The organism is Terrabacter sp. 2RAF25, from assembly GCF_052115265.1.
GTDB lineage: Bacteria > Actinomycetota > Actinomycetes > Actinomycetales > Dermatophilaceae > Terrabacter.
The window spans coordinates 169,133-191,759 of record NZ_JBFRGJ010000005.1 but is presented as its reverse complement, the minus strand read 5'-3'; the positions used below and the strand labels follow the sequence as shown (position 1 = coordinate 191,759).

Annotated in this window: 22 protein-coding genes; 8 read left to right on the top strand and 14 right to left on the bottom strand. The window is 72.3% G+C overall.

Going from position 1 to position 22,627, the window contains the following annotated elements; genetic code table 11:
- Nucleotides 1-19: 19 nt before the first annotated feature.
- The gene (gene sucB, locus AB4091_RS14610) at nucleotides 20-1,948 is read right to left on the bottom strand and encodes a 2-oxoglutarate dehydrogenase, E2 component, dihydrolipoamide succinyltransferase (RefSeq protein WP_442292475.1); all 1,929 of its coding nucleotides are present in this window, start codon (nucleotides 1,946-1,948) and stop codon (nucleotides 20-22) included.
- Nucleotides 1,949-1,979: 31 nt separating this feature from the next.
- Nucleotides 1,980-3,359 (bottom strand): dihydrolipoyl dehydrogenase, encoded by a 1,380-nt coding sequence (lpdA, locus tag AB4091_RS14605; protein ID WP_442292474.1) that lies wholly within the window; start codon nucleotides 3,357-3,359, stop codon nucleotides 1,980-1,982.
- Nucleotides 3,360-3,545: 186 nt separating this feature from the next.
- Between lpdA and AB4091_RS14600 the strand changes: the two genes are divergently transcribed.
- Together AB4091_RS14600 and AB4091_RS14595 are read left to right on the top strand one after the other, a co-directional pair.
- Nucleotides 3,546-3,893 carry a hypothetical protein gene (locus AB4091_RS14600; protein WP_442292473.1) on the top strand — a complete coding sequence of 116 codons (348 nt, stop codon included), beginning with the start codon at nucleotides 3,546-3,548 and terminating at the stop codon, nucleotides 3,891-3,893.
- Between the two features lie 93 nt (nucleotides 3,894-3,986).
- The gene (locus tag AB4091_RS14595; RefSeq protein WP_442292472.1) at nucleotides 3,987-4,175 is read left to right on the top strand and encodes a DUF5302 domain-containing protein; all 189 of its coding nucleotides are present in this window, start codon (nucleotides 3,987-3,989) and stop codon (nucleotides 4,173-4,175) included.
- Nucleotides 4,176-4,311: 136 nt separating this feature from the next.
- Here AB4091_RS14595 and AB4091_RS14590 read toward each other — a convergent pair whose 3' ends face one another.
- Nucleotides 4,312-5,781 (bottom strand): leucyl aminopeptidase, encoded by a 1,470-nt coding sequence (locus tag AB4091_RS14590; RefSeq protein WP_442292471.1) that lies wholly within the window; start codon nucleotides 5,779-5,781, stop codon nucleotides 4,312-4,314.
- A 167-nt stretch (nucleotides 5,782-5,948) separates the two neighbouring features.
- Between AB4091_RS14590 and gcvT the strand changes: the two genes are divergently transcribed.
- On the top strand, nucleotides 5,949-7,067 hold the full coding sequence (gene gcvT, locus AB4091_RS14585; RefSeq protein ID WP_442292470.1) for a glycine cleavage system aminomethyltransferase GcvT: 1,119 nt from the start codon (nucleotides 5,949-5,951) through the stop codon (nucleotides 7,065-7,067).
- Nucleotides 7,068-7,194: 127 nt separating this feature from the next.
- On the opposite strand, the gene AB4091_RS14580 is transcribed toward gcvT, so the two are convergent.
- Genes AB4091_RS14580 through AB4091_RS14555 form a run of 6 tightly spaced genes read right to left on the bottom strand, consistent with a single transcriptional unit; the run spans nucleotide 7,195 to nucleotide 12,901 of the window.
- Nucleotides 7,195-7,995: an adenosylcobinamide-GDP ribazoletransferase gene (locus tag AB4091_RS14580; protein ID WP_442292469.1), complete on the bottom strand. Its 801-nt coding sequence runs from the start codon at nucleotides 7,993-7,995 to the stop codon at nucleotides 7,195-7,197.
- On the bottom strand, nucleotides 7,988-8,590 hold the full coding sequence (locus AB4091_RS14575; RefSeq protein WP_442292468.1) for a bifunctional adenosylcobinamide kinase/adenosylcobinamide-phosphate guanylyltransferase: 603 nt from the start codon (nucleotides 8,588-8,590) through the stop codon (nucleotides 7,988-7,990). The genes AB4091_RS14580 and AB4091_RS14575 overlap by 8 nt, the downstream gene beginning before the upstream one ends.
- The gene (locus AB4091_RS14570) at nucleotides 8,587-9,426 is read right to left on the bottom strand and encodes an ECF transporter S component (RefSeq protein WP_442292467.1); all 840 of its coding nucleotides are present in this window, start codon (nucleotides 9,424-9,426) and stop codon (nucleotides 8,587-8,589) included. Before AB4091_RS14570 ends, AB4091_RS14575 begins: the two co-directional genes overlap by 4 nt.
- Nucleotides 9,423-11,045: an ABC transporter ATP-binding protein gene (locus tag AB4091_RS14565; protein ID WP_442292466.1), complete on the bottom strand. Its 1,623-nt coding sequence runs from the start codon at nucleotides 11,043-11,045 to the stop codon at nucleotides 9,423-9,425. The genes AB4091_RS14570 and AB4091_RS14565 overlap by 4 nt, the downstream gene beginning before the upstream one ends.
- Nucleotides 11,042-12,121 (bottom strand): energy-coupling factor transporter transmembrane component T, encoded by a 1,080-nt coding sequence (locus AB4091_RS14560; RefSeq protein WP_442292465.1) that lies wholly within the window; start codon nucleotides 12,119-12,121, stop codon nucleotides 11,042-11,044. The genes AB4091_RS14565 and AB4091_RS14560 overlap by 4 nt, the downstream gene beginning before the upstream one ends.
- Nucleotides 12,122-12,142: 21 nt before the next feature.
- On the bottom strand, nucleotides 12,143-12,901 hold the full coding sequence (locus AB4091_RS14555) for an SCO2322 family protein (protein WP_442292464.1): 759 nt from the start codon (nucleotides 12,899-12,901) through the stop codon (nucleotides 12,143-12,145).
- A 275-nt stretch (nucleotides 12,902-13,176) separates the two neighbouring features.
- On the opposite strand from AB4091_RS14555, the gene AB4091_RS14550 reads away from it, so the two are divergent.
- A complete protein-coding gene (locus tag AB4091_RS14550; RefSeq protein ID WP_442292463.1) occupies nucleotides 13,177-13,392 on the top strand; it encodes a hypothetical protein in 216 nt (71 codons plus the stop codon).
- Complete coding sequence (locus tag AB4091_RS14545; protein ID WP_442292462.1) at nucleotides 13,389-14,744, top strand: serine hydrolase domain-containing protein; 1,356 nt, start codon at nucleotides 13,389-13,391, stop codon at nucleotides 14,742-14,744. Before AB4091_RS14550 ends, AB4091_RS14545 begins: the two co-directional genes overlap by 4 nt.
- Before the next feature lie 50 nt (nucleotides 14,745-14,794).
- Here the strand turns inward: AB4091_RS14545 and AB4091_RS14540 are convergent, their stop codons facing one another.
- The 3 genes from AB4091_RS14540 to AB4091_RS14530 form a co-directional block, all read right to left on the bottom strand.
- Nucleotides 14,795-15,373 carry a DUF3043 domain-containing protein gene (locus AB4091_RS14540; RefSeq protein WP_442292461.1) on the bottom strand — a complete coding sequence of 193 codons (579 nt, stop codon included), beginning with the start codon at nucleotides 15,371-15,373 and terminating at the stop codon, nucleotides 14,795-14,797.
- A 196-nt stretch (nucleotides 15,374-15,569) separates the two neighbouring features.
- Nucleotides 15,570-16,157, bottom strand: coding sequence for a protein-L-isoaspartate O-methyltransferase family protein (locus tag AB4091_RS14535; RefSeq protein ID WP_442292460.1), 588 nt, complete (start codon nucleotides 16,155-16,157; stop codon nucleotides 15,570-15,572).
- A gap of 31 nt (nucleotides 16,158-16,188) precedes the next feature.
- Nucleotides 16,189-16,998: a class I SAM-dependent methyltransferase gene (locus tag AB4091_RS14530; protein ID WP_442292459.1), complete on the bottom strand. Its 810-nt coding sequence runs from the start codon at nucleotides 16,996-16,998 to the stop codon at nucleotides 16,189-16,191.
- A gap of 59 nt (nucleotides 16,999-17,057) precedes the next feature.
- Here AB4091_RS14530 and AB4091_RS14525 point away from each other — a divergent pair, with 59 nt between their 5' ends.
- Nucleotides 17,058-18,425, top strand: a complete 1,368-nt coding sequence (locus AB4091_RS14525; RefSeq protein ID WP_442292458.1) for a dipeptidase — start codon at nucleotides 17,058-17,060, stop codon at nucleotides 18,423-18,425.
- Between the two features lie 29 nt (nucleotides 18,426-18,454).
- Here AB4091_RS14525 and AB4091_RS14520 read toward each other — a convergent pair whose 3' ends face one another.
- Both AB4091_RS14520 and nadA read right to left on the bottom strand, forming a co-directional pair.
- On the bottom strand, nucleotides 18,455-19,279 hold the full coding sequence (locus AB4091_RS14520; protein ID WP_442292457.1) for a metallophosphoesterase family protein: 825 nt from the start codon (nucleotides 19,277-19,279) through the stop codon (nucleotides 18,455-18,457).
- Nucleotides 19,280-19,283: 4 nt separating this feature from the next.
- Complete coding sequence (nadA, locus tag AB4091_RS14515; protein WP_442292456.1) at nucleotides 19,284-20,504, bottom strand: quinolinate synthase NadA; 1,221 nt, start codon at nucleotides 20,502-20,504, stop codon at nucleotides 19,284-19,286.
- Between the two features lie 131 nt (nucleotides 20,505-20,635).
- Between nadA and AB4091_RS14510 the strand changes: the two genes are divergently transcribed.
- Both AB4091_RS14510 and AB4091_RS14505 read left to right on the top strand, forming a co-directional pair.
- Nucleotides 20,636-21,361 carry an SDR family NAD(P)-dependent oxidoreductase gene (locus AB4091_RS14510; RefSeq protein WP_442292455.1) on the top strand — a complete coding sequence of 242 codons (726 nt, stop codon included), beginning with the start codon at nucleotides 20,636-20,638 and terminating at the stop codon, nucleotides 21,359-21,361.
- A complete protein-coding gene (locus AB4091_RS14505) occupies nucleotides 21,358-22,509 on the top strand; it encodes an S-adenosylmethionine:tRNA ribosyltransferase-isomerase (protein WP_442292454.1) in 1,152 nt (383 codons plus the stop codon). The genes AB4091_RS14510 and AB4091_RS14505 overlap by 4 nt, the downstream gene beginning before the upstream one ends.
- Nucleotides 22,510-22,627 lie beyond the last annotated feature (118 nt).

The window sequence follows — 22,627 nt, the reverse complement described above, 5'->3', positions numbered from 1 at the left end:
TCCTCATTGGGATGGGGCCTCAGGCCTCGAAGCGGCCCTCTTCCAGCCGTGTCTTCATCGTGCCGAGGAAGCGGGCGGCGTCGGCACCGTCGACGATGCGGTGGTCGTAGGACAGGGCGAGGTACATCATCGAACGGATCGCGATCGTCTCGCCGCCGTCGGCGTCGGTGACGACCACGGGTCGCTTGACGATCGCGCCGGTGCCGAGGATCGCGACCTGCGGCTGGTTGATGATCGGCGTGTCGAACAGGGCACCGCGGCTGCCCGTGTTGGTGATGGTGAAGGTGCCACCAGCGAGGTCGTCGGGCGTGATCTTGTTGCTGCGCGTGCGAGCGGCCACGTCGGCGATGGCCCGGGCGAGCCCGGCGATGTTGAGGTCTCCGGCGTTCTTGACGACGGGGACGATAAGGCCCTTCTCCGTGTCGACGGCGATCGAGAGGTTCTCGGTGCCGTGGTAGACGATCTCTTCGCCGTCGATGCTCGCGTTGACCATCGGGTGCGCCTTGAGCGCCTCGGTGGCGGCCAGGGCCAGGAACGGCAGGAAGCTGAGCTTCGTACCCTCGCGGGCCTCGAAGTCGTTCTTGACCTTGGCCCGTAGACGGGCGACCTTCGTGAGGTCGACCTCGACCACGGTGGTCAGCTGCGCCGACACCTGGAGCGACTCGACCATGCGGGTCGCGATGACCTTGCGCAGCCGGCTCATCTTCTCGCGGGTGCCTCGCTTGGGCGAGACCTGCGACGCAGCGGCCGCCGGAGCGCTCGGCGCGGCCGACGGAGCGGCAGCCGGGGCCGCGGCGGGGGCGGGCTCGGCCGGGGCCTTGGCGGCCTTGGCGGCCTTGGCGGCCTCGGCGGCGTCGAGCACGTCCTGCTTGCGGATGCGTCCGCCCACACCGGTGCCCGTGATGGAGCCGAGGTCGACACCGTGCTGGGAGGCGAGCTTGCGCACCAGGGGAGTGACGTATGCGGCCGCGTCGTCACGGGAGGAGGTCGCGGCGGGTGCGTCCGTCTCGGGCGACTGCTGCGCCGCCGGGCGCGCTGCGTCCGCGGGCAGACCGGCTGCCTGCTGCTCGCCCGACTCGGCTGCTGCCTGAGCAGGTGCCTGGGCGGCCGGCGACGGGGCGGCGGCCTGCTGCGCGGCTGCCGAGTCGGCCGGCGCCGACGCTGCCTGCTGGGGGGCTTCCTGCTGGGGGGCCTCCTGCTGGGGGGCCTTCTGCTGGGGGGCCTTCTGCTGGGGGGCCTTCTGCTGGGGGGCCTCCTGCTCCGGAGCCTCCTGAGCGGGAGCAGAACCCTGGGCCCCGCCGATGACGGCCAGGTCCGCGCCGACCGGCACGGTGTCGTCCTCCTGGACGAGGATCTTGGTCAGGGTGCCGGCGACGGGAGAGGGGATCTCGGTGTCGACCTTGTCGGTCGAGACCTCGAGCAGCGGCTCGTCGACGGCGACCTCGTCGCCCTCGGCCTTGAGCCACCGGGTGACGGTTCCCTCGGTGACCGACTCGCCCAGGGCGGGCATCGTCACCGTCTGGCCCTCGCCGCCCTCGGACGACGACGCGCCCGCCTGCGGCTGCTCCGCCTGGGCCGCCTCGGGCTCGCTCGTGGCGGCCTGGGGCTCCTGCTCGGTGCTGGGCGCCTCGGGAGCGCTCGGAGCAGGTGCTGCCTCGGGCTCGGGAGCCGACTCGGCCGCTGGCGCGTCGCCCCCGCCGGAGGGGGCTGCGCCGTCGCCGATGACCGCGAGGTCGGCGCCCACGGGGACGGTGTCGTCCTCCTGGGCCAGGATCTCCTGCAGCGTGCCCGCCACGGGGGACGGGATCTCGGTGTCGACTTTGTCGGTCGAGACCTCGAGCAGCGGCTCGTCGATCTCCACCTGGTCACCGACGTTCTTCAGCCAGCGGGTGACGGTCCCCTCGGTGACGGACTCACCCAGGGCCGGCATGGTCACGCGTTCTGACATGACGTGTTTTCTCCTCTTCCCAGTGTCTGGCTCAAGCGTGTGCGTGCAGGGGCTTCCCCGCCAAGGCCAAGTGTGCCTCGCCGAGCGCCTCGTTCTGTGTGGGGTGCGCGTGGATGAGACCGGCGACGTCCTCGGGGTGCGCTTCCCAGTTCACGATGAGCTGTGCCTCGCCGATCTGCTCGCCCATGCGGGCGCCGATCATGTGGACCCCGACCACGGGGCCGTCGACCTGGCGGACCAGCTTGACGAAGCCCTGCGTGCCGAGGATCTGCGACTTGCCGTTGCCGCCGAGGTTGTACTCGTAGGTCGAGACGTCGCCGTGCTTCTCGCGCGCCTGGGCCTCGGTGAGGCCGACGCTGGCGATCTCGGGGTCGCAGTAGGTGACCCGGGGGATGCCCGACTCCTCGATGACGGCGGGTGCGAGTCCCGCGATCTCCTCGGCGACGAAGATGCCCTGGGCGAAGCCCCGGTGGGCGAGCTGGAGCCCGGGGACGATGTCGCCGACGGCATACACGCCCGCGACGCTGGTGCGGAGGCGCTCGTCGGTGGGCACGAACCCGCGGTCGACGCTCACGCCGGCGGCCTCGTAGCCGAGGCCTTCGGTGACCGGGCCTCGGCCGACGGCCACGAGGAGCAGGTCTGCGTCGAGGGTCTCGCCCGACTCGAGCGACACGGTGACGACGTCGCCCTGCTGGGTCGCGCCGGCGAAGCGGACTCCGGTCTTGAAGGCGATCTTGCGCTTGCGGAAGGAGCGCTCGAGCTGCTTGCTGATGGTTTCGTCCTCAGCCGCCACGAGCCGCGGCAGCGCCTCGACGATCGTCACCTCGGAGCCGAAGCTCTTGAAGACAGAGGCGAACTCGACGCCGATGACCCCGCCGCCGAGCACGACCACCCGCGCCGGAACGTGGTCGATCGAGAGCGCCTGCTCGCTCGTCATGATGCGGCCGCCGATCTCGAGACCGGGCAGCGACTTCGCGTAGCTGCCGGTGGCGAGCACGACGTTGCGGCCGGTGACGCGTCGGTCGCCGACGACGACGGTGTGGGGCCCGTCGAGGACACCGGCGCCCTCGACGTACTCGATCTTGGCGGCCTTCACGAGCCCCTGCAGACCCTTGTGGAGTCGGGTGACGACACCGTTTTTGTATGCGTTCACGCCGGACATGTCGACGGACTCGAAGGTCGTCTTGACGCCGAAGGAGGCGCCCTCACGAGCGACATCGGCGACCTCTGCGGCGTGCAGCAGGGCCTTGGTGGGGATGCACCCCTGGTGCAGGCACGTGCCGCCCAACCGGCCCTTCTCGACGAGGGCCACCGAGAGGCCCAGCTCTGCCGACCGGAGGGCACAGGCGTAGCCGCCCGACCCCCCACCGAGGATGACGACGTCGTAGTCGCCTGCGGCATCAGCCGACATGCATGGGCTCCTTCTGGTGGATCGCCGGTTCCGACCGTCGTGCAGCGGAGTCCGGGACGTGCGAATGGACGTACGGGTGGGCGTGCACACAGCATCTTGTCATTGATCGTCTGGGACGTCACAGGCAGGTCACGCCTCGCGGCGAGGTCTGCTCGAAGGCACCGTCGGACCACGTACAGTGCGGCCATGGGCTGGTTCTCGCGACGCGGCAGCCGCAAGGGCGACGGCCGTCAGGGCCGGTCCGACGGTCCGCAGATGGCGATCGACCGCAAGGCGGTAGAGGCGCACCTGCGCGCCTTCGTCGAGTCCAAGCGCGGCGTGGAGGCGTACGTCGAGCCCGCCACCAGCGTCACCACGACGACCATCGTCCTCATCGCCTGGGACGGCGAATGGACCCGCCGCGCGGTCGGGTCGGCGAAGGACGGCTTCGAGATCAGCCAGAAGCTGGGAGTCCCCGTCTACGACGTCAACAAGACCGGCTACCCCAACCGCATGCGCGAGTGGAGCAAGCGTCGCCGGCAGGGCGACGCGTGACCTAAAGGGGTGGACCCGTCCGCCTCTGCCTGACAGGGTGAAAAGAGTTCAGTCCGTGCCGGATCCGGCGCACAGCACACAGGAGGTCCACCGATGTCCCAGCAGGACGGCTCAGAGAGCGGCCCGAGCGAAGAGATGAAGGCCAAGTTCCGTGCGGCGCTCGACAAGAAGCACGCGCACGGCGGCAAGGACGTCTCCGACGACAACGACCGCTCGAAGGTGCACGGCGCGCACGGGCCCGCCAAGGCGCAGCAGATGTTCCGCCGCAAGTCGGGCGGCTGAGAGCCCGCTCCTCAACCGTCGAGAGGCCACGATGTGTCGCCTCACCGGTGTCGAAAGGCCAGGACGCGCCGCGCGTCCTGGCCTTTCGACTGTCACGAGAGGGCCACGAGTGGCCTCTCGACGGTTGAGGTGGCTGTCAGAGGTAGGACTCGGCGACACCGACCAGGGTGCGCACGCCGAAGCCGGTGCCGCCCTTGGGCCAGTAGCCGGCGGGGGCCTTGTCGTTGAAGGCCGGACCGGCGATGTCGAGGTGGCTCCACGGGATGCCCTCGCCGACGAACTCCTGCAGGAAGAGGCCGGCCGTGAGCATGCCCCCCTCGGGGCCGCCCTTGTGGGCGAGGTCGGCGTTGATCGACTCCAGGCCGGGGCGCAGCTCGACCGGGAGCGGCATCGGCCACATGGCCTCGCCGACCGACTGTGCCGCGTCGAGCACGCGAGCGCGGAACGCGTCGTCGTTCGACATGACGGCTGCCGTGTTGGCCAGGGCGATGACCTGCGCGCCGGTCAGGGTGGCGACGTCGACGATCGCGTCGGGCATGGTCTCGGAGGCCAGCGCGATGCAGTCGCCGAGCACCATGCGACCCTCGGCGTCGGTGTTGAGCACCTCGACGGTCTTGCCGCCCCGCATCGTCACGACGTCGCTCGGGCGCTGGGCCGTCGAGCTCGGCATGTTCTCGGCGAGACCGAGGTAGCCGGTGACGGCAATCGGCAGGCCGAGCTCGGCGATGGCCAGGACGGCCCCGGCGACGGCTGCGGCACCGGCCATGTCGCACTTCATGGTGAGCATGCCGTTGGCCGGCTTGATGCACAGGCCGCCGGAGTCGAACGTGATGCCCTTGCCCACGAAGGCGATCGACGCCTTCGGGCGGCTGGGGGAGTAGCTCAGGACGGCGATGCGCGGCTCGTTCGCCGAACCCTGACCGACGCCGACCGTGCCGCCGAAGCCGCCGGCGCGCAGGGCCTTCATGTCGTAGGACTTCAGCTTCACCTTGGTGCCCTTGATGCGCTCGGCCAGCGAGTCGACGAACGTCTCGGGGTAGAGCAGGTTGGGCGGCAGGTTCACCAGGTCGCGGGTGTAGGCGACGGCGTCACCCAGCGCCGCGGCCCGCTTGACGGCCCTGCGCGAGGCCGCGTCGGCGGGACCGACGAGCGCAACGACGCCGACGGCGTCGGTGCTGGTCGTGCCCGCCTTCGAGACGGCATACGCGCCGAGGGCAGCCCCCTCGGCGACGGCAGAGACGAGCTCGACCGACGTGCCCGGCACGACGACCGCGACCTTCTTCTTCTTGCCCAGGCCGCGGACGGCGCAGCCGAGGCCCTTGCGCACCTCCTCGAGAGCCGCGGGCGCGGACGACAGGGCGCCGACCCCGGCGAGGACCACGATCTTGGCCGTCACCTCGGGCACCGCGGCGAGGGTCGTGACCTCGCCGACCTTGCCGGCGAGCCCGAGGTCGGCGACGACCGACTTGAGGTGAGAGACCGTCTTGCGCGGCAGCCCGTGCCCGGGAGCCAGGCCGGCGCCGCTCTCGCCCGGCACGATCGCGACGACGAGCGCGTCACAGGGCGTGTCGGCGGCCGAGCGGTTCGAGATGGTCAGGTTGGCCACGAGGACTCCTTTGTCGGGTGTGCGTCCGGACGGCGATGAGGGCGCGCCCTCAGGATGCGTCGGGGTGCGCGTGCGCCCGAGGTCGGGCGCACCATGCTGCCGCTGGTGGCGGCGTTCGATGATAACGAGCGGGAGCGGCACTCTCGGCGAGCGGTAGGTTGGCGCCCATGACGACAGCGACGTCGGGGACCACCTCCCCGCTGACCTCACCCCTGCACGACCGCCACGTCGCCCTCGGCGCGAAGATGGCCGACTTCGGTGGCTGGGACATGCCGATCGAGTACCCCGGTGGGGGCGTCGTCGCGGAGCACACGGCGGTGCGTGAGCGAGTGGGCGTCTTCGACGTGAGCCACCTCGGCAAGGCATCGGTGGTGGGCCCCGGTGCGGCCGACTTCGTCAACTCCTGCCTCACCAACGACCTGCGGCGCATCCAGCCGGGCTCGGCGCAGTACACCCTCTGTTGCGACGAGTCGGGCGGCGTGGTCGACGACCTCATCGTCTACCTCAAGTCCGACGACGACGTCTTCCTCATCCCCAACGCCGCCAACACTGCCGAGGTCGTGCGACGCCTCGAGGCGGCGGCGCCCGAGGGGATCACCGTGACCAACCTGCACCGGGACTACGGCGTCATCGCGGTCCAGGGAACCGACAGCGACGAGGTCCTCGGCTCGCTGGGGCTGCCGACGGGCCACGACTACATGTCGTTCGTCGAGGCCGACTGGCAGGGTCACCCGGTCATCGTGTGCCGCACCGGCTACACCGGCGAGCGTGGCTACGAGCTCGTGCCGCGCTGGGACGACGCCCCCGCCCTCTGGGACGCGCTCGTCGCGGCCATCGAGCCGTTCGAGGGCAAGCCGTGCGGTCTGGGCTCACGTGACACGCTGCGCACCGAGATGGGCTATCCCCTTCACGGACAAGACCTTTCGCTCGACATCTCACCGGTCCAGGCCCGTGCAGGATGGGCCGTCGGCTGGAAGAAGGACGCCTTCTGGGGCAAGGAGGCTCTCGAGGCGGAGAAGGCCAACCCCACCCGTCTCATGCGCGGGTTGCTCGTGACGGGGCGCGGCATCCCGCGGGCGCACTGCGCGGTGTCGCGCGACGGAGACAGCGTCGGCGAGGTCACCTCGGGCACCTTCTCGCCGACCCTCAAGCAGGGAATTGCCCTGGCGCTGCTGCACCCTGACGTCGCCGACGGTGAGACCGTCTCGATCGACGTGCGCGGTCGCGCGCTCGAGGCGACGGTCGTCAAGCCGCCGTTCGTCCAGGTGCAGGTCCGCGAGGGCTGACGCCGGGCGCCGAGGCCGTATGCCGGGTGGGCGCGGCCGCGCCCACCCGTGACCTCTCCATGTGGATGAGGCGGACACTCGTGATCTCCCGACGGTCGGTCGGGCTCGCTGCGTGTCGCCCAGTCCGTCAGGCCAGGCGGCTGACGACCACCGAGGCGGCGACGAGGGCAGCGCCCAGCGAGATCTCGATCCCCGCGCCGATGACGTCGCCGGTCACGCCTCCCAGCCGCCGCACGGCGTGCCGACGGACGACGACTGCGCAACCGACGGCGACCGACACGACGACCGCATGAGCTCCCGCGACGGCATACGGCGACTGGGCGGTGGCGTGCCCGACCAGCGCACCGGCACCGACGGCGATGACACCGGCGACGCCGACCAGGACTGCCAGGGCGCGCCGGGAGACGGTGCCGGCCACGCCCTGTCCCAGTCCCTCAGGCCGAGCGGCTGGTATGCCGTGTCGGGCACACAACGCGCACGCGAGCCTGCTGGCGACCAGGGCTGTGACTGCCAGCGAGGACCCGACGCCCGTGCTGAAGAGCGCTGCGAGACAGGCAGCGTGGAGAAGCAGCGTGAGCACCAGGGCAGCAGCGCCGGCCGGCCCGGTGTCGCCTCGACGCATGACCTCGAGCGAGCGCGCAGAGTCGTGGCCGGAGGTCAGGCCGTCCGCGAGGTCGGCGAGGCCGTCGAGGTGCAGGGCTCGTGAGATCAGGGCGGTCACCACGAGCGCGAGGGCTGCCGCGACTGCGGCCGGCAGCACCGAGACGCCTGCCAGCAGCCCGAGACCGGCCCAGACGAGTGCGGCGGGAAGAGCCGTGAGCGGTGCGAGCAGCATCGCCCCACCAAGTGCTCGCCCGTCGACTCGCCGCGGCGGCCCGATGCGGAGGGCGGTGAAGGTGCCGAGCGCGAGCCGCCAGGCATCACGCATCGAGCGTCCTCGAGCGTGGCTGCGTCGGCACCACCGGTGCGTCCGACAGGTCGACCACGCGACCGGCCACCACGAGGTGGACGCCCGCCGCCACGGACGCGACCTGCGCGTTCAGGCGCCCGAGCTCGTCCTGGAAGAAGCGCCCGGAGGCGGTCGTCGCGACGAGCGACCAGCCGACCTCGTTGGTGACGACGACGACCGGAACAGTGGTGGCGCAGAGTGACTCGACGAGGCGGTCACCGGCAGCGCGGACGACCTCGGCCGCAGCCTCGAGGTCGTCCCACCCGGCTTCGTCGACGAGGGCCGTCAGCCAGGTGCCGAGGCAGTCGACGAGCAGGGGCCCTGCGGTGGCCGCGATCGTGGCCGCGACGTCTGCGGTCTCGACGGTGCGCCACGAGTCCGGCCTGCGCGACTGGTGGTCTGCCACCCGACGGCTCCACTCGGGGTCGTCAGGCGTCGCGCGGCGGCCGGCCGCGACGTAGGTGACCGACTCGGACAGCCACAGCAGGTCCTCGGCGTGGCGGCTCTTCCCGCTGCGCACGGGTCCGGTGACCAGGGTCGTGGTGACGGCCCGACGCGGCGGCACGGTGGTCATCGCGGCCCTCCGGCGTCCTGCAAGGGCTTCTCGACTGTGGGTGCGAAGACGACGGGCACCCCGAACGCGGCACGTCGGGCGCCCCGACGGAAGACGCGGAGCAGGGCTGGACCGGCCAGCAGCACGAGCACGGCGTTGAGCACTCCGCGCGGAAGGTCCCAACCGAGGGAGGTGGTCACGTAGAAGAGCGCGTAGTGACCGATGTTGTCGGCGAGCGAGGCGCCGGGCACGAAGCCCATCCCGGTCGGCGCGCTCGTGCCGAGGAAGGGCCAGAACCAGAGGTTCATGAAGACGCCGTAGACCAGCCCGGTCACGAGGGCGTATGCCGCCACGACCCAGCGCTCGGCGCGCCCGCCCGCGCGCACCGGCAGCAGCCCCGCCCCGAGCCCGATGCCGCCCGCGCAGATCATCTGGAACGGCAGCCAGGGCCCCACACCGCCGGTCAGCAGGGCGCCGGTCGTCACGGCCAGCGCGCCGGACACGAAGCCGACCCCGGGACCGAGCACGCACCCCGCGACGATCACGATGAAGAACATCGGCTCGAGGCCGGCCGTCCCGGCGCTGAGCAGACGCAGCGCGCCACCGGCGGCGGCCGCCACGCCGAGCACGGCGATGGTCTTCGCGTCGAGGCGTCCGGCGGTGACCTCGGCGAGGCACACGACGGCGAGCAGGGCCAGCAGCAGCGCGAACAGCCACGGCGCGTCGTTGCCGTGGTCGCGGGCGAAGTCGCCCGTGACGAAGAAGGGCCAGGTGAACGCGACCAGCCCGACGACCCCGACCACCGCGACTGCCGCGACGGCCGGCCAGCGCAGCGGGATGACGCGACGGGTGGTCATGCGATCTTCTCCAGGGCGCCCGCGACCTCTGCGACGGTGAGCCAGGTCTGGGGGAGCAGCACCTTGGTCACCTGGGGGGCGAAGGCCGGCGAGGACGAGAGCACCTCTCGGGCGGATCCGTCGGTGACGACCTCGCCGTCGGCCAGGATGACGACGCGGTCGGCGATCTCCGCAGCCAGCTCCACGTCGTGGGTGGCGAGCACGACGGTGGTGCCGCCCGCGGCTAGCCCTGTCAGCACCTCACCGAGCCGCCGCTTCGCGCCGTAGTCGAGCCCGCGGGTGGGCTCGTCGAGCAGCAGCACCTCGGGGGAGCCGGACAGGATCACCGCGAGGGCGAGCTCGAGACGCTGTCCCTCCGACAGGTCACGAGGGTGCGTGGTGGGGTCCATGCCTCCGGAGATGCGGTCCAGGAGCGCCCGGCAGGTGCCGGCCGCTGCGCCGAAGTCGGCGTCCGCCGCGGCGCACTCGCTCGCCACCGTGTCGGCGTAGAGAAGCAGCTCGGGCTGCTGCGGCACCAGCCCGACGGTGCGCACCCGGTCTCTGGGCGGCGTGGCATGGGGGTCCGTCGCCGCGGCCCCGACCCTGACGCGGCCGGCGGCGACCCGGTGCTGGGCGGCGACGGCGCCGAGCAGGGTCGACTTGCCGGCCCCGTTGCGGCCCATGAGCGTGGTGACCGAGCCTCGCGAGACGGTGAGGTCGATCGCGTCGAGCACCGTCCTGCCGCCGCGCACGACCCGCACCCCGTCGAGCACGACCGCGTCGTCGGGACCGATGACCCGAAGGTCTGACGTCGTGACGGGTGTGGAGCCTCCCAGCGCCTCACGCAGCGAGGCAGCCTTGCGACGGGCGTCCCGGATCGACAGCGGGGTGGGCGACCAGCCGACGAGCCGCGAGAGCCCGACGACGGGCGGGAAGATCTGCGAGCGGAGCATGGCCTCGGCGGGCTCGAGCAGTTCGGACACGTGGCCGTCGTCGACGAGCAGCACCCGGTCGGCGTGGTGCACCACCCGTTCGAGGCGGTGCTCGGCCAGCACGACGGTGACCCCGAGGTCATGGACGATGCGGTGCAGCGACGCGAGGACCTCTTCTGCCGCAACGGGATCCAGTGCTGAGGTGGGTTCGTCGAGCACGAGGACCCGCGGACCCGCAGCGAAAAGGGCTGCGATCGCCACCCGCTGCTGCTGGCCGCCCGAGAGCGCGCGCAAGGACCGCCCGCGCAGCGGCGTCAGCCCGAAGAGGTCGAGGGTCTCCTCGACGCGGCGGCGGATCGTCGTCGGGTCCAGACCCATCGTCTCCATGCCGTAGGCGACCTCGTCCTCGACGACGTCGGTGACGAACGTCGATGTCGGGTTCTGCTCGACCAGACCGACGACCGTGGCGAGGTCGCGAGGGCGGTGCTCGGCGGTGTCGAGGCCGTCGACGGTGACCCGGCCGGTCAGGGTGCCTCCGCTGAAATGCGGGACGAGGCCGTTGACGGTGCGCAGCAGCGTCGACTTGCCGCTGCCGGTGGGCCCGACGACGAGCACCAGCTCGCCCTCGGGGATCTCGAGCGTGACGTCGTGCAGGCTCGGGGACGCAGCGTCGGCGTACTGGACCGACACGTGGTCGAAGGTGATCACGGCACGGCCTCTCGCGGCGGTGGGGTCACCCAGGCGGGGATGGCGGCGACCAGCACGGCGACCACCGCGAGCAGGGGCAGGGCCGGCAGCTCGGCCTGCTGCGACGGCACGACGCCGTCCCAGCCCCGCACCGACCCGACGACGAGCACCGCCGCCGGCACCAGCCCGGATGCCACGGTCACGGTCTCGGTCCACGCCCAGCGGTCACGGCGGTGGCCCGAGCGCACGTCGCGCGAGGCGCCCACCACGAGGCTCGCCGTCGCGAGGGCCGCCCCCAGCACCAGCACCGGCAGGCCGAGCAGGCCACCGGCCGAGGCGTCGAGCAGCCCGTACAGCCCGGCAAGCACCCCGACCAGTCCGGCGAGCGCCAGACCGGTGGCCGTGCGGCGGCTGGTGGACGACGACCTGACGGCGCGCCCGTATCCGCGCGACTCCATCGACGCCGCAAGCCCCAGCGACCGCTCGAACGCCGTCTCGAGCACCGGCACGGCGAGCCGGGCCGTCTCGCGCAGGCCGCGGCCGTCGCGACCGCGAAGGGTGCGGGCGGCCCGGACGTCGCGCGCGTCGGTGAGCAGCTGCGGCGCGAACGTCAGGCCGACCACGACTGCGGTGCCGACGTCGTAGAGCGTGGCGGGCAGGTAGCGAAGGAGCCGGCGCGGGCTCGCCAGGGCGTTGGCGGCACCGAGGCACGCGAGGATCGCGGCGAGCCGGAGGGCGTCGTAGGCGGCATACAGCAGCGCCTCGAGCGTGACCGCGCCGCCCAGCCGGACGTTCGCCGCCCAGTCGGGGAGCGGGACACGGGGGAGGGTGACGACCACCGTGTCACCGACGATGCCGTTGCCGAGCACGGCGGTCATGACGAGGCGGAACGCGAGGATGACCGTGCCGATCACGAGGAAGGCGGGCAGCGGGTTCGGCGTGGCCGGGTCGTGACGTTCGCTGACGACGAGCACGCAGACGCCGATGACGAGCAGGAGCACGACCGGGTTGGTCGTGCGTGACGCTGCGGTCGCGAGGCCCAGCCCCCACAGCCACCAGGCTGCTGGGTGCTGGAGCCGAGCACGCTGCTGCGTCACGCCGGCGTCGCCTCCGCGGTCTCAGGCGTCCCGGCGGGCGCGGGAGCGCGAGCGGACGACGAGGTAGCCGATGAGTGCGAGCAGCACGATCACCGCGATGACGTATGCCGTCGTGTTCGTCCCCGAGCTCGCCGCGGCGGGTGCCCCGGCGACGTCGGAGCCGGTGCCCGCCGACGCCGGCGTCGACGCGGCTGCAGAAGGTGTCGCGGCGGGCGCTGCGATCGTCACGGGCTGGTCCGCGGCCTTCGCCTCCGGGGTGACGGTCTTGACGGGCGCGCCACACTCCGTCGCCGGGAAGCCCGCGACACCGCAGACGAGACCCTTCTCGGTGCGCACCTCGCCCGCGGCTGCGAGCACGACGGAGCTCGTCGCGTCCGTTGCCACGACGGCGCACAGCGCCCTGGGCTCGGGGGGCGTCGCGTTGTCGGACGAGTCGGCGGCCCGCCCGAAGTCGACGACGACCCCGACGCGCTTCTTGCCCGTCTCGGCGGGGGTCGTGGCACAGATCTGGTCGAAGGTCAGCACGGCCCGGGGGAAACGGGTCGAGGCCTCGTCGGCGACGGCGAAGCGCCAGCCGTCGACGCTGCCGTCCTTGGGCACGGTCTGGTCCGAGCCCTTCTGGGCGAAGGCCCAGGCACCGTTCGTGAGCTGGTAGAAGCCCCAGAACCGGAAGGCTGCGGCGTGAGCCGGGGCGACGGTCAGGGCCGCGAGGCCGGCCGCCACGAGGGCGGCGAGCACGACTCGCAACGGGGCACGACGGGCACGATGGACAGCGGACACGTTTCCTCCTCGCGGGTCGGACACCGTGTCGGGTTGGTGGCTGCTGCCGGCCCGGCGGGTGACTCCGGTCCGCATTCCACGACAGACTGACAAAGGAGCCGGTGGGACGCGGGTTTTCCGGCTGGTCGGCCCGGGCCGCGCAGCGGCAGGGGTCGGCATCACGGTTGCGGGTCAGCGCCGGAGTCGCACCGGCTTGCCCCATCGTCCTTCGGTTAGGCGAACCGTGGCACGGTGGCCCGCCACACGTCAAACACGGCGCCGTCTAGGGTGGCCGCATGAGCGCTGACTGGACCTGGCTGTTCCTCGACGCCCACGGCGAGCCGATGCAGGGGGAGGGGCTCACGACGAGCGGCTTCCCGACCCAGAGCGATGCCGAGAGCTATCTCGGCGAGTCGTGGCGAGAGCTGCTCGAGGGCGGTGTCGAGGCGGTCACGCTGCGCGAGGACGGCACCGTCGTCTACGGCCCGATGAGCCTGCGGGCGTCCGAGTGAGCCGACCGGCGACCGCGGCGCTGTCGGCCGGCCTCGAGCGCGACCTGCTCACCCGCGTCGTCACCGCCCAGCGGTCCTGGCGTGCGCCCGGCGTCAGCGTCGGCGTCGTGCGCGACGGAGCCCTCGTCTGGTCGGCCCACGTCGGGTCGGCGCGTCTCGGTGACACGCCGGCGCCGGCCGGTGACGACACCCAGTTCATGATCGGATCCGTCACGAAGACGTTCACGGCGCTGGCGGTCATGTCACTGCGTGACGAGGGCCGGCTGTCGCTCGACGACACCCTCGACGCGTACGTCCCCGGCAGCAGGCACGCACGGGTTCCCTTGCGGCAGATGCTCGCCCACGCCTCAGGCCTGCAGCGCGAGCCGGTCGGCAACATCTGGGAGACCCTCGAGGCGCCCGAGCGCGAGGCGTTCCTCGCGGGCGTCGAGGAGGCCGAGCAGGTGCTGCCCGCCCACCACGCCTTCCACTACTCCAACCTCGCGTACGGGCTGCTCGGCCAGGTCGTCGAGCGCGTCACCGGACAGGGCTGGGAGGCAGTCGTGCGCGAGCGGGTGCTCGACCCGCTCGGCATGACGCGCACGGGCCTGGCGCCGGCCGGCGACCGCGCCCTCGGCTACCAGGTCGACCCGTATGCCGGCACCGCCCGCGAGGAGCCGCTCTTCATCCTCAACGCCACGGCGCCGCTCGGAGGTCTCTGGTCCACCGTGGCCGACATGGCCCGCTACGCCGCCTACGTCGCGACGCCCGACGACCGGGTGGTCAGGCCCGAGACGATCGACGAGATGTGCCGGCCGATCATCATGACCGACGTCGACGGCTGGAGCGGCGCCTACGGCCTCGGTTTCGGCATGGGCCGGCGCGGCGACCGGGTCTTCGTCGGGCACGGGGGAGCGATGCCCGGCTTCCTCACCGGGCTGCGGGTGCGCCGCAAGGAGGGCATCGGGGCCGTCGTCTTCGCCAACGCAACGTCGGGAGCCCTGACCCTGGCCCTCGCGACCGACCTGGTCGAGGCCGTCGTCGACGCCGAGCCGCCGCTGCAGGACGCCTGGGTCCCCGAGGCCGACCAGCCCGCGCTCACCGAGCTGCTCGGGCTCTGGTGGTCCGAGGGCTCGCCGCTCACCTTCTTCGTGCGCGGTGGCCAGCTGTGGTCACGGCTGGGCGACGACGACCCCCTGGCGGAGACGAGGTATGCCGCAGAGGGGCCCGACCGCTACCGCGCCGTCGAGGGCCGCGAGCGCGGCGAGGTGCTCGACGTCGTCCGGGACGGTGACGGCTCGGTCCAGAAGCTCTACTTCGCCACGTATGCCGTCACGCGAGAGCCCCTCGCGTTCGCCGACCTGATGAGCTGACCGCTCACTGGCCGCCCCGCAGGGGGAGCTGCGGCGGCTGCGGGGGTGGCTCAGGCCGGGGGGTTGCCGCGGTCGATCTGCGGCTTGGGCATCCGCGTGCGGCGCATCTGGAAGGCGCGCATGATGGCGTACCACGCGTCGCCCTTCTCGGCCTGGCCGAACTTGTCCTCGACCTTGCGGCGGGTGCGGCGCCACATCAGCAGTGCGTCGCCGATGGCCACGAGGATCAGGCCGTAGACCAGCACGAAGACGAGCAGCAGCGCCCAGTTCGTGCGGACGAAGCTCAGCAGCAGCACGATGAGCATGATCGGCAGCATGAACTCGCCGATGTTCCAGCGGGAGTCGACGGAGTCGCGGATGAAGCGCCGGCGTGGACCCTTGTCGCGGGCCGGGAGGTACTTCTCGTCGCCGACGAGCATGCCGGCCCGCTGCTTGGCCATCGCCTCGCGTCGCGCGGTCTTGTCCTGCTTCGTGGCCGCCTTGCGGTCGGTGACGATGAGCGGACGCTTGTTGAGGGCCTCCTGCTCGCGCCGCTTCGGCGTGGGCCGGTTCTTGGCGCCGGGCCGGGCCGGGTCGGTCTCGACCTGGGTGGCGAGCTCGTCGTTGAGGGTCTTCTTGCGTCCGAACACGGAGCCACTCTAAGCCGAACCGCGCGGTAGCCCCGCATCGCGCCCAGGTGGCGAGGACGGTGTGGTGACGGAGGGCGTACCAGCTCGGCCCGGCACCCGGGTCGCGTCTCCCTCTGCTCCACGGCGCCGTTGGCGTCCCGCCGGGTGGTCGGTGCTGATCGCGAGCCGGGCGTGCCCGACCCGCGGCACGGGGGCCTCAGGACCCGCCGGGGCGAGGCTGCCTCAGCGGGACGAAGCGGTAGCGACCGTGCCCGCTCGTCGACACGTCGCCGCCGGCGCGCACGACGAGGGTCATGGTGCCGGCGACGGGGATGACGAGACGCCCCGGGTCGGCGAGCTGCCCGACCAGTGACGGTGGCAGCTCGTCGGCCTCGGCGGAGACGAGGATGCGGTCCCACGGCGCGTGCTCGGGGTCACCGAGCACACCCGGCAGGGACTCGCGCACGCTGGCCCACGGCATACCCACGGCTGCGACGTTCTCGGCCCCCCATCGGGCGAGGTCGGGCTCCAGTTCCACGCCGACGACGGCGCCCTCCGGACCGGTCAGGTGGGCGAGCAACGCCGTCGTCCAGCCTGAGCCGGAGCCGACGTCGAGGACCCGCTGGCCCGGGCGCACGTCGAGGAGGCGGAGCATGTCGGCGACGGTGCGCGGCTGCGAGTTGGTCTGCCCGTGACCGATGAGGATCGGGCCGTCGTGGTCGGCCCGTGACCGTGCCCTGCGGGGCAGGAACCCCTCGCGCCGCACCGCCTCGAAGGCGGCGGCGACGGGATCCACGGCGTCCATGCTCCGAGCCAAGCACGACAGGGCGGCCCAGTCAGCCCCTGCGGCGGGCGACGACGTGCACGAGGCTGCCCAGGGCGCGGTAGGGGTCGGTCGACCCCAGCCGCTCCTCGACGTCGAGGAGGACGGCGAGGTGGTCGCCCTCGGGGGCCGGCTCGTCGACCGGCACGTTGTCGCTCGCGACACGAATGCCGTACCAGGCGGTGAGCTCGAGCCCGGCCGCCTCGCAGTCAGCCGTCAGCGACGCCCTGGTGTCGGCGCGGGCGTCGACGCCGATCTCGTTGCGGTAGTCGGCGCTTCGGCCCTCTTCGACCGCGCGGCGCACCTCCTCGAGGACCGCGAGGGCAGCCGGCCAGTCGTGGCGGGCCGCTGGACGCCAGGCCATGGCGTCGCCGTTGCGGGCGACCAGCGAGACGATGCCTCCCGGAGCGACCCTTCGGGCGAGCGCCGCGACGGCAGGTCGGCTCTCGGGGAGGTACATCAGCACGCCGTGGCACATGACGACGTCGTATGCCGTCGGCTGCGTCACGCTGGCCAGCCCGGCCAGGTCGGACGCGAGGAGCGTCACGTGGTCGCGCTGGGAGTCGGTCAGGTTCCGAGCCGCCTCCTCGAACGCAGCCCTCATCCGGCCGTCGGGCTCGACGGCCGTCACGGCGTGCCCGAGCCGCGCGAGGTGCAGCGCCTGGGTGCCCTGACCGGCGCCGACGTCGAGCACCCTCAGTGGACCGCGAGGCAGGTGCGCGGCCAGCTGCCGGGTGACCATCTCCTGACGGACGACGTTGCGGAGGTTGCCCAGCCGTTGGAGCCAGGGTCGCTGGCCGGCCAGGAACGTGTTGTCTGCCATCGGGTGAACGTACACACCACCACCCACGGCGGCCGGGCCCGCCTCGGTAGGGTCGCTCCGTGACCACCGACGCACTCACCCCCGACCAGATCCAGCAGCTCCGCGACCGCGTGGCGGGGCTGATGCCCCAGGTCCGCGCCGACCTCGAGGAGCTCGTGCGCATCCCGAGCGTCTCGGCTGCGTCGTTCGACCAGAGCAACGTCGCCCGCAGCGCCGACGCCGTGGCGGAGCTGCTGCGCCGCGAGGGCCTCGACGTCGAGGTCGTCGTCGAGGGCGGTCGTCCGGCCGTCATCGGCCACATCGCCGGGCCCGAGGGCGCCCCGACCGTCACCCTCTACGCCCACCACGACGTACAGCCTCCGGGCGACGAGACCGACTGGGACAGCGCCCCGTTCGAGCCGGAGGAGCGCGACGGCAGGCTCTACGGGCGCGGCGCGGCCGACGACAAGGCGGGGGTGATGGCGCACATCGCGGCCCTGAGGGCGCACTCGGGCGACCTGCCTGTCGGCGTGACGGTCTTCGTCGAGGGCGAGGAGGAGTCCGGCTCCCCGTCGCTTGGCACCATCCTGGAGAAGCACGGCGACCGGCTCGCGGCCGACGCGATCGTGATCGCCGACTCCGGCAACTGGGACATCGGCACACCGGCGCTGACGACGACGCTGCGCGGCGGCATCCGCGTCGTCGTCCGGGTGCAGACGCTCGACCACTCCGTGCACTCGGGCATGTTCGGCGGTGCCGCACCCGACGCGGTCACGGCCCTCGTGCGCCTGCTCTCGTCACTCCACGACGACGCGGGCAACGTGGCCGTCGCGGGCCTCGACGCGGGCGAGGCTGCCGACATCGCGTACGACGAGCAGCGCTTCCGCAGCGAGTCCGGCCTGCTCGACGGCGTCTCGCTCATCGGCTCAGGCTCGATCCTCTCGCGCCTGTGGAACAAGCCCTCGATCACGACCATCGGCATCGATGCGACGAGCATCGACAAGGCCTCGAACACCTTGTCCGCGAAGGCCGCCGCGAAGATCTCGGTGCGCCTGGCTCCGACGCAGGACCCGATGGCTGCGTTCGAGCGCGTGCGCGAGCACCTCGAGGCCAACGCCCCCTGGGGCGCCCGGGTGTCGATCGAGCTCGAGGAGCACGGCGCTGGTTTCGCGGCCGACGCCGACGGGCCCGTCTACGACCAGGCGAGGTCGTCGTTCGCCGACGCGTGGGGAACCGAGCCGGTCGACATGGGCGTCGGCGGGTCGATCCCGTTCATCTCCGACTTCTCTGCGCGCTTCCCGGAGGCCGCGATCATCGTCACGGGCGTCGAGGACCCCGACACGCGTGCCCACGGGGCCAACGAGTCCCTGCACCTCGGCGAGTTCGAGAAGGTCTGCGTGGCCGAGGCGGTCTTCCTCGCCCGTCTGGGGGCGTTGCCGCGCGGCTGACCCGCAGGTCGCCCGGCCGGCCCGCCTCGTCAGGAGGTGGGCTTGCTGGCGCCGCGGTAGCGCTGCTCGCGCAGCTCGAGGGCATACGCGTCGACGTCGGGCATCCCGAGCTCGCGGGCCGCGGCGACCTCGGCTTCGATGTCGTAGGGCACGCGGACGAAGTTGACCGAGAAGCTCTGCGGCACGAGGGAGTCGGTGACGCCCTCGAAGATGCAGTAGGGCGCGGTGGGCCCGTCGAGGTGGTTGCCGACGGCCCCGGCGTTGAAGAGCAGCAGCCCTTCGTCGGCCTCGAGGTAGGCGCCGTGGATGTCGCCGTAGCCGACGACGTCCGGGGTCGTGCCCTCCGGCCACGCGTCGGACGGGTGCCCCTGGAGGTCGGGGGCCCAGGGGCCGGTGAAGTCGGTGTTGGTGAACATGCCGCGGAACTCGTCCATCGTGTGCTCCCAGCGCACCCGCACGAACTCGCTCGTCTGCGACGCGTGGAACAGGCGGATGCGCTTGCCGCTCATGACGAGGTCGTACGCGTTGGGCAGCGACACGAGCCACTCGGCGTCCTCGTCGCTGAGCTCGTCGCGCGTCCACCGGCCGGCGACGAAGCGCGGCACGTCGCCGCGGGCCACGAAGCCCTCCCAGTCCCCGATGAGCGAGTCCCAGTTGCCGCGAACCGTGACCTCGCACGTGTCACGCGTCCGCTTGATCGCCTCGGCGCCGCGGGGACCCTTGCCGACCACGTCGCCGAGGTTGAGCACCCGGGTGATGCCGCGCGCCTCGATGTCGGCGAGGACGGCCTCGAGGGCGGTGACGTTGCCGTGGACGTCGGAGATGACGGCGATGCGGTCGAGCGGCAGCGCCACGGGTTCAGTCCTTGTGGGTCTTGCCGGGAAGGGCGAGCATCCGGTCGAGCGCGGCGCGGGCCTCGGCCGCGACGGTCGGGTCGACGCGGATCGGGTTGACCACCCGACCCTCGACGAGCGACTCGAGCGCCCACACCAGGTGCGGAAGGTCGATGCGGTTCATCGTGGAGCAGTAGCAGACGTTCTTCTCCAGGAAGGAGATCCGCTGGTTCGGGAACTGCGCGGCAAGGCGACGCACGAGGTTGAGCTCGGTGCCCACGACCCATGACGTCCCGTCGGGCGCCGCGGCGATCGTCTGGATGATCTTCTCGGTCGAGCCGACCTCGTCGGCGAGGTCGACGACCTCGTAGCGGCACTCGGGGTGGACGATCACCTTGACGTCGGGGATCTCGCGACGGGCTGCCTCGACGGCCTCGACGGAAAATCGGCCGTGCACGGAGCAGTGGCCGCGCCACAGGATCATCCGGGCGGCCTCGAGCTGCTCGCGCGTCAGGCCGCCGTTCGGGCGGTGCGGGTCCCAGACCACGCAGTCGTCGAGGGAGAGGCCGAGCTCGCGCACGGCCGTGTTGCGCCCGAGGTGCTGGTCGGGCAGGAAGAGGACCTTGCCAGTGCCGGTGCCAGTGCCGGTGCCGGTGCCCTCGAGCCCGACGCCGCCGACCTGCTCGAAGGCCCAGTCGAGAGCGGTGCGGGCGTTGGACGAGGTGCAGATCGTGCCGCCGTGCCGACCCGTGAAGGCCTTGATGGCCGCCGCGCTGTTCATGTAGGTGACGGGGATCGTCTGGTCGGCCACGCCGGCCGCCGCCAGCTGGTCCCAGCAGTCCTCGACCTGGGCGATCGCGGCCATGTCGGCCATCGAGCACCCGGCGGCGAGGTCGGGCAGGATCACCGTCTGCTCTTCGCTGGTGAGGATGTCGGCCGACTCGGCCATGAAGTGCACACCGCAGAAGACGATGTAGGGCGCGTCGGGCCGGGCCGCGGCGTCGCGGGCGAGCTTGAAGGAGTCGCCGGTGACGTCGGCGAACTCGATGACCTCGTCGCGCTGGTAGTGGTGCCCGAGCACGAAGACCTGGTCGCCCAGGGCTGCCTTCGCGGCCCGCGCCCGCGACACCAGGTCGGGGTCCGAGGGGGCCGGCAGGTCGCCGGGACACTCGACCCCACGCTCGGTGTGCAGGTCGGTGCCCTGCCCGAGCACGAGGAGGGGGAGCGGGGCCGGTGCCGTCGTCATGCCCAGATCGTATGCCGCCCGCTGAGGTGGCGCCGTCCCCGCCCGACGTACCTTCCGGCATACGCCCTTGACTTCAAGTCGGCTTGATGTCTGACGCTGTGGCCATCGACCTCACGAACCAAGGAGTCCACATGCCCACCGCTCTCATCTCGGGCGCCACTCGCGGCCTCGGCCGAGCGCTCGCCGATGCCCTGGCCGCTCGGGGCTGGGACCTCGTCGTCACCGCCCGGTCCGCGGCCGACGTGGCCGAGACCGTCGGATCCCTGCGCCGGCACGGGCATCGGGCCGTCGGGGTCGCCGGCGACGTCAGCGACGCCGGCCACCGCAGCGAGGTCGTCGACGTCGTCCGCGAGCTGGCCGGCCCGAACGGGCTCGACCTGCTCGTCAACAACGCCAGCGCGCTCGGCCCCGTCCCGCTGCGGCCGCTGCGCGAGCTGACGACCGACGACCTGGCTGGGGTGCTCGCCGTCAACGTCGTCGCGCCGCACGCGCTCCTGCGCGAGCTGCTGGCACTGGTCGTCAAGGCGTCCGGTGCGGTCGTCGACGTGTCCTCCGACGCGGGCGTCGAGCACTACGAGACGTGGGGCGCCTACGGCGCCTCCAAGGCCGCCCTCGACCACCTCACCCTGACGCTCGCGGCCGAGGAGCCGGGCATCAGGGCGTATGCCGTCGACCCCGGCGACATGCGCACGGCCATGCACCAGGCGGCGTTCAGCGGCGAGGACATCTCCGACCGGCCGATGCCGGACGACGTCGCGGTGCCGGCCCTGCTGGCGCTCCTCGACGCACGCCCCTTCAGCGGTCGCTACCGGGCGGCGGAGCTGATCGCTGCGGCGAGCACGGGGGTGGTCTCGTGAGGACGACGCTCGCGCACGTCCCGCACACGGTCTTCCGGAGCCCCGACGACCTCACGGCCGCCGCCCCTCCGGAGGCCAGGGGGCTGAGTCGGGACGGGGTGCGGTTGCTCGTCGCGACCGAGGCGACGGACGGGTCGACCTCCATCGAGCACACGACCTTCACGCACCTCGGGGACCACCTGCGCCCCGGCGACCTGCTCCTCGTCAACAACTCGGCAACAATCGCCGCAGAGGTCGACGGACGGATCGCCGGACGCGGTGCGGTGGTCGTGCACGTCGCGACCGAGCTCGACGACTGCACGTGGGTCGTCGAGCTGCGCACTGCGCCCGACGCCGCCCACCCGGTCCTCGACGCGGCCGAGGGCGACGTCGTCGAGCTCGGGGCGCGGCGGGAGCCCCGCGCCGGGGCGGCCGACGGACCCCGGCTCCGCCTCGTCGCGCCGTACCCGCGATCAGGGTCCTCGCCGACCGCCGGGGGCAACCGGCTATGGAGGGCTGTGGAGCTCGACGAGTGCACGCTGGCTCGGCACCTGGAGACGCACGGCCGGCCCGTCGCGTACGGCTACCTGCGCGAGCGCTTCCCGGTGGAGGCGTACCAGACGGTCTTCGCGACGGTGCCCGGCAGCGCCGAGATGGCGAGCGCGGCGAGGCCGTTCACGACGCGGCTCGCCACCGGGCTCGTGAGCGCCGGTGTGCTGGTCGCCCCGATCACCCTGCACACCGGGCTCTCGTCGCAGGAGGCGGGGGAGGCGCCCCAGCCCGAGCGCTTCGCGGTCTCCGGCTCCACGGCCGCACTCGTCAACCACGTGCGCGCCACCGGCGGCCGCGTGGTCGCGGTGGGCACGACGGCGACGCGCGCGATCGAGTCCGCGGCGGACGACGTCGGCGTGGTGCACGCAGCGGCGGGCTGGACGGACCTCGTCATCTCACCCGAGCGGCCGGCCCGGGTCGTCGACGGCCTCATCACCGGCTGGCACAACCCGGACGCCTCGCACCTTCTGCTCGTCGAGTCCGTGGCAGGCGAGGCCCTGACGCAGCTCGCCTACGACGAGGCCGTCGCGCACCGCTACGCCTGGCACGAGTTCGGCGACGCCGGCCTCTTCCTGCCTGACCGATCGAGAGAACGCTCCGTAACTGTTCAGGGCTGACCAAGCGTTCTCTCGATCAGAGGCGGCCCCAATCGAGAGAACGCTCCGTAGCCGTCCAGGGGTGACCAAGCGTTCTCTCGATCAGAGGGGGGCGCAATCGAGAGAACGCTCCGTAGCT

Coding starts and splice junctions, on each gene's coding strand:
- sucB (WP_442292475.1), bottom strand. CDS start 1,948: ATGTCAGAACGCGTGACCATGCCGGCCCTGGGTGAGTCCGTCACCGAG.
- lpdA (WP_442292474.1), bottom strand. CDS start 3,359: ATGTCGGCTGATGCCGCAGGCGACTACGACGTCGTCATCCTCGGTGGG.
- AB4091_RS14600 (WP_442292473.1), top strand. CDS start 3,546: ATGGGCTGGTTCTCGCGACGCGGCAGCCGCAAGGGCGACGGCCGTCAG.
- AB4091_RS14595 (WP_442292472.1), top strand. CDS start 3,987: ATGTCCCAGCAGGACGGCTCAGAGAGCGGCCCGAGCGAAGAGATGAAG.
- gcvT (WP_442292470.1), top strand. CDS start 5,949: ATGACGACAGCGACGTCGGGGACCACCTCCCCGCTGACCTCACCCCTG.
- AB4091_RS14580 (WP_442292469.1), bottom strand. CDS start 7,995: ATGCGTGATGCCTGGCGGCTCGCGCTCGGCACCTTCACCGCCCTCCGC.
- AB4091_RS14575 (WP_442292468.1), bottom strand. CDS start 8,590: ATGACCACCGTGCCGCCGCGTCGGGCCGTCACCACGACCCTGGTCACC.
- AB4091_RS14570 (WP_442292467.1), bottom strand. CDS start 9,426: ATGACCACCCGTCGCGTCATCCCGCTGCGCTGGCCGGCCGTCGCGGCA.
- AB4091_RS14550 (WP_442292463.1), top strand. CDS start 13,177: ATGAGCGCTGACTGGACCTGGCTGTTCCTCGACGCCCACGGCGAGCCG.
- AB4091_RS14535 (WP_442292460.1), bottom strand. CDS start 16,157: ATGGACGCCGTGGATCCCGTCGCCGCCGCCTTCGAGGCGGTGCGGCGC.
- AB4091_RS14530 (WP_442292459.1), bottom strand. CDS start 16,998: ATGGCAGACAACACGTTCCTGGCCGGCCAGCGACCCTGGCTCCAACGG.
- nadA (WP_442292456.1), bottom strand. CDS start 20,504: ATGACGACGGCACCGGCCCCGCTCCCCCTCCTCGTGCTCGGGCAGGGC.
- AB4091_RS14510 (WP_442292455.1), top strand. CDS start 20,636: ATGCCCACCGCTCTCATCTCGGGCGCCACTCGCGGCCTCGGCCGAGCG.